Origin of the sequence: Methylacidimicrobium sp. AP8, assembly GCF_903064525.1 — a bacterium.
GTDB lineage: Bacteria > Verrucomicrobiota > Verrucomicrobiia > Methylacidiphilales > Methylacidiphilaceae > Methylacidimicrobium.
The window spans coordinates 1,562,473-1,578,266 of sequence record NZ_LR797830.1 but is presented as its reverse complement, the minus strand read 5'-3'; the positions used below and the strand labels follow the sequence as shown (position 1 = coordinate 1,578,266).

Genomic DNA, 15,794 nt, shown 5'->3' with positions numbered 1-15,794 from the left:
TGCCATCTTGGGAGGGTGATGGCATGAGCGAAGGTGTTGGGGTTCGCATGATTACCTTCTAGAAAATCGCCGTCCGTTGCTGATCGGGCGTGCGGTGCTTCGGGAGGTTGTGGCAAGCTGGAAAGCCGAGGTAAAGATATGAGAATCACCCTGCACAAAAATGCGACGACTACGCCGGCGATCCGCACGGCGATTCAACGGGCGAAGGGCAGCGATTACGAGTTGGCGAGGCAGTTTCGCGTGACTCGGGAGACGATTCGTCGGTGGCGGAAGCGGGATTTTGTCGAGGATGCCAGCCACACCCCGCATCATCTTCCGACGACACTCAATCCGGGACAGGAAGAGCTGGTGATCTACTTGCGCACGCAGCTCCGGCTGCCGCTGGACGATCTGCTGGCCGTCATCCGCGAATTTATCGAACCCTCCATGACCCGCTCGGCCTTGGGCCGGCTCCTGCGGCGCCGAGGCCACTCCCGGCTGCCTCAACCGGAAAAACCGGCCAATCCCACTCAACCCTTTAAAGTTTACCTGCCGGGCTACTTTCATGTGGACCTCAAATACCTGCCCCAGATGGCCGACGAGACGTCTCGCCGTTATGTCTTCGTCGCCATCGATCGAGCCACCCGTTGGGTCTTCTTGGCGGTCAAGCGTGCAAAGACCCCAGCGGCCGCCCGCAGCTTTCTCCAGGCGCTGGCCAAGGCGGCACCCGTGAAAATCCGAACCATCCTCACCGATAACGGCAAGGAGTTCACCGATCGCGTCTTCGGCCAAGCAGCCAAGGATGCTACCGGAGCCCATGAGTTCGACGCGCTCTGCCAAGCATTGGGAATCGAGCACCGCCTGACCAAGCCAAAGTCGCCTCGCACCAATGGCATGGTGGAGCGCTTCAACGGAAGACTGGCGCAGATCCTCCGTACTCATCACTTCCAAAGCTCCCTCGACCTGAAAACCACGCTCCACCGCTACGCCTGGCTCTACAACGAACACCACCCTCAAAAATCGCTCAATCACCAAACCCCACTTCAGGCCCTAAAAACATGGCAACAATCCCATCCGCATCTCTTCCAAAAAGCAGTACGCAATCATGCGGGACCTGACACGAAGGCAGGAAGCGCAAGGCACATAGCGCGGAGTTCAAGGCGAAGGTGGGAATGGAAGCGATCCGGGGGTTGAAGACGCTCAACGAGATTGCGCAGCAGTACGGGGTGCATCCAGTCGTGGTCGGGCATTGGAAGAAAGAGCTCCTGGAGCGGGTGGCGACGATTTTTGAAGGAAAGCGAGGGCCGAAGCCGGCTGCGCATGCGGATGAAGATCGGCTGTATGGGGAGATTGGTCGGCTGAAGATGGAGCTGGACTGGCTTAAAAAAAAGTCCGGACTATGAGCAGCGAGGCACGGATAGGCTGGATAGAGCGAGAGGCGGAACTGGCGGTGGTGCGGCAATGCGAACTGGCAGGGGTGGCGCGGGCTACGTTCTACGGGCGGGGGGGCGTCTGGCGAGCAAAGCGAGGAGGATTTGCTGCTGTGCCGGCTGATGGATGAGGAATACACGCGGCGGCCGTTTTACGGCAGCCGGCGGATGGTGGTTTTTCTGGGGCGACTGGGATATGTTGCAAACCGCAAGCGGGTGCAGCGGTTGATGCGCCATATGGGGTTGGCTGGGATGGCGCCGGGGCCTTCGACGAGCGTGGGACATCCCGAGCAGGCTGTTTATCCCTACCTGCTGCGCGGCGTGGAGGTCAGCCGGCCCGATCAGGTTTGGAGCTCCGACATTACGTACATTCAACTCCTGCGAGGTTTTGTTTATCTGGTGGCGATCATCGACTGGTACTCGCGGCGGGTACTGGGCTGGCGGATCAGCAACAGCCTGGACAGCTCGTTCTGCGTCGACTGCCTGGAGGATGCGCTGGCTCTGTACGGGAAGCCGGAGATCTTCAGCCTCCTCGCTGTTTCATGTGGCCAAGGCGGGAACATCCAACCTCAGCTTTCCGGCTTTGAGGAAAGCGGCGATCCGCAAGCACCGGAAGCTTCGAAACCCTCTCGCCATCCTTTTGGCAAGCTGGATGAGTCCGTTGATCGCCTCGATGAGACCATTGGTCACCCGGCTCTGGAAGAAAGCAAGGACGCCGTCCAGGTGCTCTTTGAGCGTCTTGGAAAGCCTTCGGAAGGGAGCAAGCCGGCTGCGATCGGCCCACTGTAGCCACCAGCGGAGCTCTTGGGGATCCTCCTGGCCGAGGATCTCTTGCAGAGCCTCCCGGAGCCCAATGGCTCTTCCCAGTCGGGGGTAGGCGGCGCAAAGGGAAGCGCGCAGACTCTTCTGCCCCTCGCTTCGCGTCCATTCGTTGCCTCGCAGTGCCCAGAGGCTTCCCTTCGGCAGCAGCCCCTGACGCACGAACTCCTTACGCACCTGGTCGACCGCCTCCCCCGCCATCTGCATGAGGTGGAAGCGGTCAAAGACGATCTGCGCCTTGGGGAAGTGCTCCTTGGCTCCGCAAATGTAGGAAGGGCTCATGTCCATGCAGATTAGCTCGATCTGCTCGGGACTCGCTCCATGCTCGCGCATCTCCTTGGCAAATGCCTCCAAGGCCTCCTTCCCTTTGCCTTCCGCCAGGAAGAGGAGCTTCCGGCTCTCCGCGTCGGTAACGGCGGTCACGTAGCGGTGACCCCGCTTGCTGCTGGTCTCGTCGACCAAGATCCGCTTCACCCCGCTCCAATCCTCCTTCCGATAGGCCTTTTCCACGTAATGCTCCAAGATTCTCCACAGCCGGGTGTCCTGCTCCTTGAGCATCTTGGCCACCTGGGAAACCGGCATCTCCTGGGAAAGCATCAGGATGACCGCCTCCATCATCAGGGTAAACCCGCTCCCCGGTCTGGCCCAGGGAACTTCCGCCAACCGCACTCCGTGCTCCGGACAGTCCACCCGAGGAACCCGCGCCACCAGCTCGGTCTTGTACTGCCAGAAGTTCATGTGCCTCCACCGCTTCTCCACCGTGTCGTGCGCAGGAGAAGGACGCCCGCATTCCGGACAGGGGAACCGATGGCCCTCGCGAAAATCGAGCCAGATCTTCAAGGTGTGATCCACCGCAGACAGTTCGCTTCGAGTCACCTTCCATTCCGGACCCAACTGTAAGGCCATCCCAAAAAGCTTGTTCGCATCCATGCCCGAAGAATCGGAAAACGAGGCGAGCTTGGCAATCCGCCGTCAAGGAGGATCGACGAAGTCGAAGTGTCCTTGACGGCAATTCGCCCGGACGCAAAATCCGTCGAAGACGGATGGCAAGAACACCGTTTCTTGCCATCCCTCAATGGCAAATCTGCCTCCTCCGCCCATTCCATTCAGCGAAGAGCCGATCTTCAGTAGCGATCAGGGCTCCCAGTTCACCAGCGCTACGTTCACGGGCATGCTCAAGGGCGCAGGCATTGCGATTAGCATGGATGGACGGGGTCGAGCGTTGGACAATATTTTTGTCGAACGGCTCTGGCGCAGCCTCAAGCATGAGGATGTGTATCTGAAGGGGTACGGCACGGTGGCCGAGTTGACGCTCGGGCTGGAGGAGTATTTTGCCTTCTACAACGGCGAGCGTCCGCACCAGTCGCTGGGCTACCGAACACCGAACGCCGTTTATGCGGATGGCAATGGAGGAGGGGCCAGCATCCCGGATCATTTCGGCGGAACGCGGGGAGAACGCCCTGCTCCGCTACGCTGCGCAGGGGATTCTCCCCGCGCAACAACAGGGCAGCGCTGTTCCGCTGCGACTGAAGGAATAGATGCAGCTTAAATTCAGAGGAAATCTGTCTTGCCATCGGGGTCCACTGAACCCCTCGCACCAGGGCCACCGCATTCTCTTTAAACTCGCGGTCATAACGCCGCGCGAACTTGCTGCTGCTCTTTCCGTTGTTCATTTGGAGTTTTCCTTTCTAACCCCCAAAGCCCCTGTCCGCAAAATCGAAGAAACTTCAACCCGGGAACTCGCCCAGGAGGTTGTCGAAGCTATCCCCGATATCTCACCAATAGCGGGCATAGCGGAAGGCAAAAAAGCCGGCAAAAGGGCATAGGAAAGGCCGTCTTTCCCTGGTATAAGTGCGTTAGCAAGACATTACTACAACCAGAAAAAAGAAACGGCCTTCCATGACAGAGTGTAGCCAAGAGACTTTTGCGTTTACAGCGCATTTTTCGCGACGGGTGGAAGCGGGATTTACCGCGGGTCGGATCTCCAGCGATGGGGGCGCAATTCTGTTGCGGGAAGCGGATCGGAAGATCGGTTTGTTACGACGGTTAGAGGGTTGCTTCGTGGATCGACGCCATCCGAAACGCATTGTGCATCGGGTACGGGAGATGCTTGCCTAGCGCATCTTCGGGATTGCGATGGGCTACGAAGACCTCAACGACCATGAGCAGTTGCGGACCGATCCGTTGGTTGCTCTCCTGAGCGGGAAAAGCGATCTGGAAGAGGATCTGGCCGGCAAGAGCACGCTCAACCGGCTGGAGCTGGTGGGTCGAAGCGAGCGCTACCACAAGATCGACTACTCGGCCGAAGCGATCGACCGTCTTCTGGTCGATCTCTACCTCCAATCGCATCCCCAGCCCCCTGAGGAGGTGGTGCTCGATCTGGATGCGACCGACATCCCCCTTTACGGACATCAGCCGGAGCGCTTCTTCCATGGTTACTACGACTCCTACTGCTATTTGCCGCTCTACATCTTTGCTGGCGATCAACTCCTTGGCGTCCGGCTTCGGCCATCGAACCAGGATGCGTCGGCGGGCTCCCTTACGGAGGTGAGCCGGATCGTGGAACAACTCCGTACCCGTTGGCCCGGAGTCCGGATCGTGCTCCGGGCCGATTCGGGCTTCTGCCGGGAAGAGATCATGGCTTGGTGCGAAGCCCATCAAGTCGACTACCTCTTCGGCTTGGCGCGCAACGAGCGCTTGTGCCGGACCATTCAGGGGTCGATGGAGCAAGCCCGTCGTCTGCACGAGTCGAGTGGCAAGCCGGCCCGCTTCTTTACCGAGTTTGCCTACCGCACCTTGAGCAGCTGGTCGAGGGAGCGCCGGGTGGTCGCCAAAGCCGAGTACCTGGAAAGAGGGGAGAATCCGCGCTTTGTCGTGACCTCTCTCTCCACCGAGGAGTGGCCCGCCCAAAACCTTTACGAGAAGCTCTACTGTGCTCGTGGCGACATGGAGAATCGGATCAAGGAACAACTCCACCTCTTTGCCGACCAGCTCTCGACCGCGCAAATGGCCAGCAACCAACTTCGCCTCTACTTCTCGGCTCTCGCTTACACCCTGGTCGAAGCGCTGCGACGGCTCGGTCTGCGAGGAACGGACTGGGCCGAGGCCCAGGTCGACACCCTACGGCTCAAGCTCTTTAAGATCGGCACGCTGGTCCGAGTCAGCGTCCGCCGCGTCTTCCTCTCGATGAGTAGCGCCTATCCTTGGAAGAGCCTCTTTACTCACGTCTTCCGAGTGCTGCGTTGTTGAGCAGGTATCAAAACCCCACCTCTTCTCCTTCCGCAAAGCCTACGATCGGGCGGAGCCTTGCTCCACAACCGGCTTTTTGCGCTTTGCAGCGCTTGCGTTAAGGCAAATCGAACGAAAATCTTGCTCGATCCTGCCTCATGAAGAGCTCTGCGCGGCCGGAACTGCTCGCAAGCGACTCAACCGGCACCTCTCTCGCGCGAAAGCTCGTACTGGTGAGAAATGGGGGCTATGGTTTTCCTGGAAGAGAAGGATGAAGTGGTCGACGGGCGCCTCGGTGGGAGGCAGCAGCGCGGCGCCTGCGGCCAGTGCGCGGAAGAGCGGAAGGAGAAGGCAGAGGAGGCGCAGGCTGCGCGAAAGAGACCGTCTGCCGAGTCGGGAGATCCTGGGTGTTGTCATGGGCTTCTTGGGCATGGGCGGCTCAAAAGCTGGCACCGATGCTCCCGTAGAGCGTGAAGGGTGCTCCCGGATAGCCGAGCATGTAGCCCGACTGATAGGCAGAGGGCACGTTGGCGTTTCCCGCGGTCCCGTAGTAGCCGCCGCTGGTGATGTATTCGTAGCCGTTGTAGTTGAGGTCGGTGATGTTCATCAGGGTCAGGTTGAAGTTGATCATCCTCTCCCGCTCGAAGAGGCGCATCGGGACCGCCGCGTTGATCGAGGCGTTGAGGGTGTAATACTGGGGCATCGTCTGATTGCTCGGCGCCCCGATCTCGTTGTTGAAGACGTACTGCTCCCCGTTGAAGATGAACCAGAGGCTGAGGCGCAGGGAGACCTTGCCGATCTGCTGGATCTGATAGATGCCTCCGGTGAGCATGACGCTGGGCACATAGGGGATATGGCGGCCATCGTAGTTAATTTTCTGCGTGGGGCTCGAATTCACGACGTAGCTCCTGTAGGTGGCGTTCTCGACCGCACCATTCATGTAGAGGTGAAAGGTGCCGATCGGGTTGTCATCGAGGAAGAAGTCCGCTCCCTGGTAGATCGAGGTCCCGAGCCCGGTGATCGGCTTACCGACGAAGTTGACCATGTCGATCGCCTGTTCGGCGAATCGAAGCCAGAAGTAGTTGGCGCCGAAAAGCATATTGTTGAGTCCGGGCAGCTTCTCGAAATGAGTCTTGGCGCCCGCAATCGCGTACTGCGCCAGCGACAGCCCGTAGTAGGAGGCGGGAATGGCTTGAAAGATACCGCCCCCGCCTCCGACCGTGTCGGTCTCGTAAGTTTCCGAGTAGCTGCCGTAAAGGGCAAGCCAACGAGTCACCTCCAGGTTGAGAAGAATCGAAGGCTCAAGGCCGCCGAGGTGGCGTGTGGCGTTCGGCAACTTTCCTTGATTGTTTCCGGGGTTGTATTGAAACGCCAACGGGAACTGCTCCTGGGCGTTCATCGAATAAGCAGTCGTGAAGACGTCGTAGCGGATGCTTGGAACGATCTGAAGCGCCTTGATCGGCTCGATCGTATCCTGGAGATAGACCGCGATATCGGTCTGGTCCCAGTAATCGTTCCGATAGAGGTTGTTCGGGGTCAGCTCCCCGCCGGGAATCGTCGTTCCGGGAAGGAAGTAGTTCGGATTGTAGAAGGCATTGCGGCTGTTGTAGGTCGAGGAGATGTAATATCCTCCGACGTCGACCGTGTTGTAGGGGAGGATCTTGGTCAATCCGATCTGGTCCCCGAAGTCCGATTCGGACGGATTGTTGTACTCATACGCGTTGGCGGCATTTTCGAAGAAGTTGTAATAACGGCTGTGGATACGGTTGGAACCGTTGTAGAAAAGCATGTTGTGAAGGGTCGTCTTCTTGTCGTCGTCGAGGTAGATGTTCTGCTTGGCATAGGCGATTTGGGTCGATTGGCTGTCGAACTTGCGCCAAGTATCGTAGTTGAGATTGCTATAGTAGCCGCTGGTCGCCTGGCTGTAGGGGGTTCCGGCAATCGGCATGCCGCTCGCGCTCTGGCCGTTGACCGTCACGTAGGGGTTGGCGCCGACGGGAATAATGGTGGGCCGGTAGCCGCCCGCATCCGCATACCAGGCACCGAAGCTGATGTCGCCATGGTTGAAGTTCTTGATCGTCTTTACGTAGGCCGCGTACTGGTAGCTCGGGCTTCGGAATCCGTCCGGGGACATCCGGAAGTTGTTTCCGTCGCCGACTCCACCGGAGATCACCGTCGACCAGCCGTGGATGTTTCCGGTCCGGTAGTCGGCGGTCAGCAACTTCTGGTTGAAGCTTCCGTAGATGATGTTGAGATCGGCGCCCGAATGCTCGGTCGGCTGGATCGGGGTGAACTCCACCATGCCGCCGACATTGTCATACCAGCGGCCGGCCGCCGTTGCCGGGCCGTAGGTGACGGTGGTGCTCGAGATCATCTGCATGATCGGGACCGACGGCGACTGCCAGAGGCCGGTCGAAACATTGTTCATCGGCACCCCGTCGAGCGTCATCATGATCGAGGCCCCGCCCGTATACCCCCCGAAGCCGCTCCAGCCGTTCCCGATTCCATTGATCGAGACGGTGTACTTGGTGGCCCCGGTGTTTCCGTAGCCGTTGACGTTCACGCCCGGTGAAAACTGGAGCACCTGGGCCGCGCCGGCCACCGGACCGGCGCTGGCCGCCATGTTCTTGTCGATCACGCGGGTGGTTGCCCCGGACCGGAAGATCTGTTCCTGGGTCGGCGCTTGCGATGCTCCCGGCACGAGGTCGGTGGGCGCGTCGAGAAGAGGGTTGTCGGGGCCCGCCGTAACTTCGGTGGTGGGCATCTGGATGGCGCCGCCGTTGCTGTCCGGCGCGCTCGGTTCGCTCTCTGCTCCGGAGGAGGCGCTCGGGCTGGGGGAGTTGGCGGCGAGAAGAGGCTGAATATCGGCTAGATCCGATCCGGGAGGTCTGGCGCCGTAGACGGAGGAGGGCCCGGTGGAGGCAGTCGGAGCGGCATCCCAGGAGTCCGGACCCCCGCCCAGAGCGATGGGTTCGCCTGTGCTTTCCTGCGGTCCCGAGAGGCTGTCGTTCACTTTCGGGATTCCGGGGTCGTTGGCTCGCGTCTCTTGCATGCTCAGCAGAAAAGCGAGGAAGAGCAGGCAGAAGGATCGGGCAGCGGGCCATCTCCAAGCATGAATCGTATCCAACAACTCTTCGGCACTCATATCTGAATCTGGTCCTCCTACTGTCTGCGCAAGTTCCATCCATGTCTATGTCAACTAGGCGCAAGAAATGACCTGCACAATAGGTACGTTAAGAATTGTGAGCAAGGAAAATAGTGTTACAAATATGTTACGACTATATGACAGAACTATGTCATGAAAGTGACTGGAACGGGACGGAGAAGTGACGCGATGGTTACGGAAATGTTACGGTTGTATGGCGATCTTGTGACGGTTGTGTGGCATCGCGCGGACGAGCGGAGGACGATGAAGTAGGCTAATTGGCCGTAGGTAGTCTTCTAATGAATCAATGCCAGGCCTCTCTAGGGAAAGCTTCCGCGAGCGGCTTTGCGGCGAAGAGACGAGTCGAGCGGCCCGTGGAGCCGGGAAAGGGAAGACGAATCGGCAACTGCGGAGTCGCTCGCATAACCGCGCGGTTTTCACCGTTGATTCTTTGCGGATGGGAAGTGAATCGCCGGAAGAATGGAGTACTTTCGAGCGCGGAATAGGCACGGGACCGGCGCCGCAGCAGCTCCAACGAATCCCCTTGCGCTCTTTCCCGAAAGGGAAGAGGATACTGTCATGACAAGTAGGCTGGGTCGCCGGACGCTTCCCTTCGGAAGCAGGATGCGGCGCGAGCCGAAAACGGGAGCGTGAGATGAAGACCTCGCATGGATTTGGGAAGGAAGTGGCCACCTCGTTCGAGGAAACCGTCCCCAAGGTGGTAGAGGCTCTGCGCAAGGAGGGATTTGGCATCCTCTGCGAAATCGATGTGGCGGCGACCCTCAGGAGCAAGTTGGGCAAGGAGATGCCCCCGTATCGCATTGAAGTTTCTTCGATTTTGCGGACAGGGGCTTTGGGGGTTAGAAAGGAAAACTCCAAATGAACAACGGAAAGAGCAGCAGCAAGTTCGCGCGGCGTTATGACCGCGAGTGTAAAGAGAATGCGGTGGCCCTGGTGCGAGGGGGGCGTTCGATTCACGAGGTAGCTCGCGATCTGGGCGTTTCCCATTGGTCGCTGAATCTGTGGGTCAAGGAAGACCAAGGCGGTCGGGCTTTCAGCGATCCCAAGACGTTGGCGGCCGAATCGCCCGAGCAGCGCGAGCTGCGGAGGTTGCGCCAGGAAAACGACTATCTGCGCCCTCAGCGCGACATTTTACAAAAAGCATTGGGTCGGCCGAGATGCCTGCCAGCGATATGCGGTGATGCAAAAAATGACCAAAGATTATTGGGCTCTTCGCTGAATGGAATGGGCGGAGGAGGCAGATTTGCCATTGAGGGATGGCAAGAAACGGTGTTCTTGCCATCCGTCTTCGACGGATTTTGAGTCCGGGCGAATTGCCGTCAAGGACACTTCGACTTCGTCGATCCTCCTTGACGGCGGATTGCCAAGCTCGCCTCGTTTTCCGATTCTTCGGGCATGGATGCGAACAAGCTTTTTGGGATGGCCTTACAGTTGGGTCCGGAATGGAAGGTGACTCGAAGCGAACTGTCTGCGGTGGATCACACCTTGAAGATCTGGCTCGATTTTCGCGAGGGCCATCGGTTCCCCTGTCCGGAATGCGGGCGTCCTTCTCCTGCGCACGACACGGTGGAGAAGCGGTGGAGGCACATGAACTTCTGGCAGTACAAGACCGAGCTGGTGGCGCGGGTTCCTCGGGTGGACTGTCCGGAGCACGGAGTGCGGTTGGCGGAAGTTCCCTGGGCCAGACCGGGGAGCGGGTTTACCTTGATGATGGAGGCGGTCATCCTGATGCTTTCCCAGGAGATGCCGGTTTCCCAGGTGGCCAAGATGCTCAAGGAGCAGGACACCCGGCTGTGGAGAATCTTGGAGCATTACGTGGAAAAGGCCTATCGGAAGGAGGATTGGAGCGGGGTGAAGCGGATCTTGGTCGACGAGACCAGCAGCAAGCGGGGTCACCGCTACGTGACCGCCGTTACCGACGCGGAGAGCCGGAAGCTCCTCTTCCTGGCGGAAGGCAAAGGGAAGGAGGCCTTGGAGGCATTTGCCAAGGAGATGCGCGAGCATGGAGCGAGTTCCGAGCAGATCGAGCTAATCTGCATGGACATGAGCCCTTCCTACATTTGCGGAGCCAAGGAGCACTTCCCCAAGGCGCAGATCGTCTTTGACCGCTTCCACCTCATGCAGATGGCGGGAGAGGCGGTCGACCAAGTACGCAAGGAGTTCGTGCGTCAGGGGCTGCTGCCGAAGGGAAGCCTCTGGGCGCTGCGAGGCAACGAATGGACGCGAAGCAGGGAGCAGAAGAGTCTGCGTGCTTCCCTTTGTGCAGCCTACCCCCGACTGGGAAGAGCCATTGGGTTGCGGGAGGCTCTGCAAGAGATCCTCGCCCAAGAGGATCCCCAAGAGCTCCGCTGGTGGTTCCAGTGGGCCGACCGCAGCCGGCTTGCTCCCTTCCGAAAGCTTTCCAAGACGATCAAAGACCATCTGGACGGCGTCCTTGCTTTCCTCCAGAGCCGGGTGACCAATGGTCTCATCGAGGCGATCAACGGACTCATCCAGCTTGCCAAAAGGATGGCCAGAGGCTTCCGAAGCTTTCGGTGCTTACGGATCGCCGCTTTCCTCAAAGCCGGAAAGCTGAGGTTGGATATTCCCGCCTTGGCCACATGAAACAGCGAGGAGGCGATTATTGCCTCACCGAATTGGCCGAAGCTCTGGAGGTTTCCCGGAGCGGCTTCCATGCTCACCGGCACAAGGACCGGGGAAGCCGTCTACAACGGGACAAGCAACTGCTTGCGGCCATCCATCCAGTTTTCCTGGAAAGCCGGAGAAGCTATGGCAGCCCGCGCATCACCTGGGCACTGCGTAAGGCCGGAGAGCCTTGCGGCAAAAATCGGGTGGCCCGCTTAATGCGGGAGCTCGGTCTGCGCGCGAAACAAAAACGCCGCTTCCGTCCCCAAACCACCGATAGCGCCCATCGCCTTCCGGTCGCCGACAACTGGCTGGCCCGGATGCCCGCGCCGGATCGCCCCAACCAGATCTGGATCGGTGACATCACCTCCATCCTCACCGCCGAGGGCTGGCTTTCTCTTTCCGCCATCCTCGATGGTGGTTCCCGCCGGTCTGTCGGCTGGCATGCCGAGGACTCGCTCTCTACCTCTTTGGTGACAAGAGCCTGGAAGAAGGCCTGAAAAAGCCGACGCCCCGACCCAGGGCTCTTGCACCATTCCGATCGCGGCGTCCAGTATGCCAGCGGAGAGTTCAACGCGCTACTGCACTCCTGCGGTGCCGTCGCCTCCATGAGCCGCAAGGGACAGTGTTATGACAATGCCATGATGGAATCCTTCTGGGCCACGCTCAAAACCGAGTGCTTCGGCTGCTTCCTCCCGAAAACAAAACAAGAGGCCAAGATCATGATCTTCGATTACATCGAATGCTTCTACAACCGCCGCCGCCTTCATAGCGGCCTCCATTACCAATCCCCGCTGGACTTCGAAAATAATCTCGCTAACCTAAACAACTAACCCCCATTTCTCACCAGTACGAGCTTTCGGGCGAGAGAGGTGCCGATCGAGTCGCTTGCGAGCAGTTCCGGCCGCGCAGAGCTCTTCGTGAGGCAGGATCGAGCAAGATTTTCATTCGATTTGCCTTAACGCGAGCGCTGCAAAGCGCAAAAAGCCGGTTGTGGAGCAAGGCTCCGCCCGATCGTAGGCTTTGCGGAAGGAGAAGAAGGTGGGGTTTTGATACCTGCTCAACAACGCAGCACTCGGAAGACGTGGGTAAAGAGGCTCTTCCAAGGATAGGCGCTACTCATCGAGAGGAAGACGCGGCGGACGCTGACTCGGACCAGCGTGCCGATCTTAAAGAGCTTGAGCCGGAGGGTGTCGACCTGGGCCTCGGCCCAGTCCGTTCCTCGCAGACCGAGCCGTCGCAGCGCTTCGACCAGGGTGTAAGCGAGAGCCGAGAAGTAGAGGCGAAGTTGGTTGCTGGCCATTTGCGCGGTCGAGAGCCGGTCGGCAAAGAGGTAGAGTTGTTCCTTAATCCGATTCTCCATGTCGCCACGAGCACAGTAGAGCTTCTCGTAAAGGTTTTGGGCGGGCCACTCCTCGGTGGAGAGAGAGGTCACGACAAAGCGCGGATTCTCCCCTCTTTCCAGGTACTCGGCTTTGGCGACCACCCGGCGCTCCCTCGACCAGCTGCTCAAGGTGCGGTAGGCAAACTCGGTAAAGAAGCGGGCCGGCTTGCCACTCGACTCGTGCAGACGACGGGCTTGCTCCATCGACCCCTGAATGGTCCGGCACAAGCGCTCGTTGCGGGCCAAGCCGAAGAGGTAGTCGACTTGATTGGCTTCGCACCAAGCCATGATCTCTTCCCGGCAGAAGCCCGAATCGGCCCGGAGCACGATCCGGACTCCGGGCCAACGGGTACGGAGTTGTTCCACGATCCGGCTCACCTCCGTAAGGGAGCCCGCCGACGCATCCTGGTTCGATGGCCGAAGCCGGACGCCAAGGAGTTGATCGCCAGCAAAGATGTAGAGCGGCAAATAGCAGTAGGAGTCCTAGTAACCATGGAAGAAGCGCTCCGGCTGATGTCCGTAAAGGGGGATGTCGGTCGCATCCAGATCGAGCACCACCTCCTCAGGGGGCTGGGGATGCGATTGGAGGTAGAGATCGACCAGAAGACGGTCGATCGCTTCGGCCGAGTAGTCGATCTTGTGGTAGCGCTCGCTTCGACCCACCAGCTCCAGCCGGTTGAGGGTGCTCTTGCCCGCCAGATCCTCTTCCAGATCGCTTTTCCCGCTCAGGAGAGCAACCAGCGGATCGGTCCGCAACTGCTCATGGTCGTCGAGGTCTTCGTAGCCCATCGCAATCCCGAAAATGCGCTGGGCAAGCATCTCCCGTACCCGATGCACAATGCGTTTCGGATGGCGTCGATCCACGAAGCAACCCTCTAACCGTCTTAACAAACCGATCTTCCGATCCGCTTCCCGCAACAGAATTGCGCCCCCATCGCTGGAGATCCGACCCGCGGTAAATCCCGCTTCCACCCGTCGCGAAAAATGATCTGTAAACGCAAAAGTCTCTTGGCTACACTCTGTCATGGAAGGCCGTTTCTTTTTTCTGGTTGTAGTAACGTCTTCTTAACGCACTTATACCAGGGAAAGACGGCCTTTCCTATGCCCTTTTGTCGGCTTTTTTGCCCTCCGCTATGCCCGCTATTGGTGAGATATCGGGGCTAAACCCTCCGAAGCCCCGTCCACGTTTTCGAAGAAAGATCACCCGCCGTCCCGGGCCGAAGCCGCTGGCGTCGGCGTCACAGCCATTTGGCAGCGGAGGAGGCATCCTCTCGGCAAGGCCACCGCACCGCCGGGGCTTGACGTAGGGGCGGGAAGCATCCCGCCCGACGCAGATCCGAAAATAGTGTACGCGCGTATAGGAGCACCCCTCGAAGGCTGGTGGAATGGGGAGCTGGAGAGGACAGTGTTGGGGCTGAACCGCTGTCCTCTCCCGCCAATCTTCTCGCCATTTTCTCGCCACTTTTGGGGAGCGCGTATGGGTGTTTTTGGGTCTCTTTGGGTTATACAAGTGCGCCTATGGCAAAATCGGCTTATGCTTGCGATTCCAGAGGAAATAGCTTTCGGAAGTCGATTTTAATCTAGTCGCACCCGGCAGGATTCGAACCTGCGACCAACGGATTAGAAATCCGCTGCTCTATCCCCTGAGCTACGGGTGCCTGACGCGGGAAGCCGGCGGCACGGCGGGCGCTCCGGGGGAGAAGAGAAGGGATTTTCCCGATTTTGGCAAGAGCGGCCGCATTTTCCTGGTAGGAAAGGCCAAAAAAGCATCGGGCGGGAAGCACCCGTTGGCTATGCTTCCGGCTGCAATTGGATAGGATGGAGCCGCATGGCCATTTCCAAAGAACGCTGCTTTTGCTGGCTCCGGATTGCAGCGCTGACTCTGCTGGTCGTCCTCCTGGGAGCGGGGGGGACGGGAGCACTCTGGCTCAACGGCTTCGTCCGGGGGAAGCGGTTCGCCGGCTATGCCGCGGATCTGATCGAGCGGGCGACCGGCTGCCAGGGGACTTTCGAGCCCTTTGCCTTTGCCGGTTTCGGATTGGCCACCAAGGGATATCAGGGGAAAGGTGCGCCGGGCTCCCATTTCGCCTCGATCCAGGCCAAAAACATCCGGATCGAGATCGATCCGCTCGCCTTGCTCCGCCTTTCCTTGGAGGTGCGCCGGGCCTCGATCGTCAGGCTCAAGATCCTATTGCAGAAGGCCTCCGCCGAGGAGGCGGCGGCTCCGGGCTCGCCGGGAGGGATCGGGAGGGAGGTGGCGAGCGTGCTGCCCCAGCGGTTCCGCGTCTCCCACCTGAGCGTCAGGTGGCCGGCGGAGCTCGGCGGCGGCGGGATGGCCGACGAGATCGATCTGCGCGGAGAGCGGAGCGAAGAGGGCATCGCGCTGCGGGCCCGTGGCGGGCATGTCCGGGTGGCGGAGCTGCCGGAGCTGGTGCTAACCGAGGCGCATGGTCTTTTGGCGGGAAGGACGGTACGGGTAGAGTCGGCCGAACTCCACCTTCGGAGCGCGCCCGAGGCGCTGATTGCGGGAACCGGGAAGCTGGCGCTCTTCCCTACGGAGTCGACCGACCTTTCCTGGCAGATCCGCGCGGTGCCCACCAAGGCCGTTCTCCCCGGCCCGTGGCAACACCGGGTGACGGGCACGATTCACGGCTTCGGCAAGGTGGTGGCCAAAGGGGCGGAGCCGGCCGAGGCCAGGGGGGACCTCTTTCTCGATGACGGTTCTTTGCACGGCATTCCTTTCCTGATCGCCATCGACTCCCTTTTGCGCGTGTCCGCGCTCCAGGATCTGACGCTGAGCCGGGCGCAATGCCACGTCGAGGGGAAGGGAGACTGGCTGCGCATCACCGACATCGACGTGCAATCGGGGGATGCGATGGCTCTCAACGGCTGGGCCGAGGTCGTGGGGAAGCGGGTGTCCGGGGTTCTCAACGTCGGGGTCCGGTCCGATCTGGCGCAGCTGGCGCCTCGGGTCGACGTCGGGCTCTTCCAGCCGGGGCCGGGAGGCTATTTTTGGACGACGGTGCGGCTTTCGGGCACCAGCGACAATGTACAGGAGGACCTGACGCCGAGAATCGATTGGGCGCTCAAAAAAAGCGTGCCGACGCCGATCGAGCGGAAGGGGGAGCGCATCCTCCGGCGGGCGGTGCCCAAGCGCCCCTGA

General features: G+C 59.8%; 10 protein-coding genes, 1 tRNA gene and 4 pseudogenes. 11 read left to right on the top strand and 4 right to left on the bottom strand.

Annotation, left to right across the window (positions count from 1 at the left end):
* Positions 1-138: 138 nt before the first annotated feature.
* A complete protein-coding gene (locus MTHMO_RS07395; RefSeq protein ID WP_237394832.1) occupies positions 139-1,173 on the top strand; it encodes an IS481 family transposase in 1,035 nt (344 codons plus the stop codon).
* A pseudogene (locus MTHMO_RS11005) lies at positions 1,152-1,937 on the top strand (IS3 family transposase); the annotation flags it as partial. The gene MTHMO_RS07395 and the pseudogene MTHMO_RS11005, both read left to right, overlap by 22 nt.
* A 12-nt stretch (positions 1,938-1,949) precedes the next feature.
* On the opposite strand, the gene MTHMO_RS07380 reads toward MTHMO_RS11005, so the two are convergent.
* Positions 1,950-3,158, bottom strand: coding sequence for an ISL3 family transposase (locus MTHMO_RS07380; RefSeq protein ID WP_202214199.1), 1,209 nt, complete (start codon positions 3,156-3,158; stop codon positions 1,950-1,952).
* 190 nt (positions 3,159-3,348) lie between these two features.
* Here MTHMO_RS07380 and MTHMO_RS07375 point away from each other — a divergent pair.
* From MTHMO_RS07375 to MTHMO_RS07365, 3 genes and pseudogenes are all read left to right on the top strand, one after another.
* Positions 3,349-3,636, top strand: a pseudogene (locus MTHMO_RS07375) (transposase); the annotation flags it as partial.
* A 130-nt stretch (positions 3,637-3,766) separates the two neighbouring features.
* Complete coding sequence (locus MTHMO_RS07370) at positions 3,767-4,054, top strand: hypothetical protein (protein WP_202214198.1); 288 nt, start codon at positions 3,767-3,769, stop codon at positions 4,052-4,054.
* A gap of 73 nt (positions 4,055-4,127) precedes the next feature.
* Positions 4,128-5,477: pseudogene (locus MTHMO_RS07365) on the top strand (IS1380 family transposase).
* A 418-nt stretch (positions 5,478-5,895) separates the two neighbouring features.
* Here the strand turns inward: MTHMO_RS07365 and MTHMO_RS07360 are convergent.
* Positions 5,896-8,601: a TonB-dependent receptor domain-containing protein gene (locus MTHMO_RS07360; RefSeq protein ID WP_202214197.1), complete on the bottom strand. Its 2,706-nt coding sequence runs from the start codon at positions 8,599-8,601 to the stop codon at positions 5,896-5,898.
* Between the two features lie 655 nt (positions 8,602-9,256).
* Here MTHMO_RS07360 and MTHMO_RS07355 point away from each other — a divergent pair.
* From MTHMO_RS07355 to MTHMO_RS07335, 5 genes are all read left to right on the top strand, one after another.
* Complete coding sequence (locus tag MTHMO_RS07355) at positions 9,257-9,484, top strand: DUF302 domain-containing protein (protein ID WP_237394831.1); 228 nt, start codon at positions 9,257-9,259, stop codon at positions 9,482-9,484.
* A complete protein-coding gene (locus tag MTHMO_RS07350; RefSeq protein WP_202214196.1) occupies positions 9,481-9,924 on the top strand; it encodes a transposase in 444 nt (147 codons plus the stop codon). Before MTHMO_RS07355 ends, MTHMO_RS07350 begins: the two co-directional genes overlap by 4 nt.
* A gap of 93 nt (positions 9,925-10,017) precedes the next feature.
* Positions 10,018-11,226, top strand: a complete 1,209-nt coding sequence (locus MTHMO_RS07345) for an ISL3 family transposase (RefSeq protein ID WP_202214195.1) — start codon at positions 10,018-10,020, stop codon at positions 11,224-11,226.
* A complete protein-coding gene (locus MTHMO_RS07340; protein ID WP_202214194.1) occupies positions 11,223-11,747 on the top strand; it encodes an IS3 family transposase in 525 nt (174 codons plus the stop codon). The genes MTHMO_RS07345 and MTHMO_RS07340 overlap by 4 nt, the downstream gene beginning before the upstream one ends.
* 27 nt (positions 11,748-11,774) lie before the next feature.
* Entirely contained in the window at positions 11,775-12,080 is a 306-nt protein-coding gene (locus MTHMO_RS07335; protein WP_202214193.1) for an IS3 family transposase, read from the top strand.
* Positions 12,081-12,307: 227 nt separating this feature from the next.
* Here the strand turns inward: MTHMO_RS07335 and MTHMO_RS07330 are convergent.
* Positions 12,308-13,657: pseudogene (locus MTHMO_RS07330) on the bottom strand (IS1380 family transposase).
* A 559-nt stretch (positions 13,658-14,216) separates the two neighbouring features.
* Positions 14,217-14,289 (bottom strand) — tRNA-Arg (locus MTHMO_RS07325).
* 170 nt (positions 14,290-14,459) lie between these two features.
* On the opposite strand from MTHMO_RS07325, the gene MTHMO_RS07320 reads away from it, so the two are divergent.
* Complete coding sequence (locus MTHMO_RS07320; protein WP_202214192.1) at positions 14,460-15,794, top strand: hypothetical protein; 1,335 nt, start codon at positions 14,460-14,462, stop codon at positions 15,792-15,794.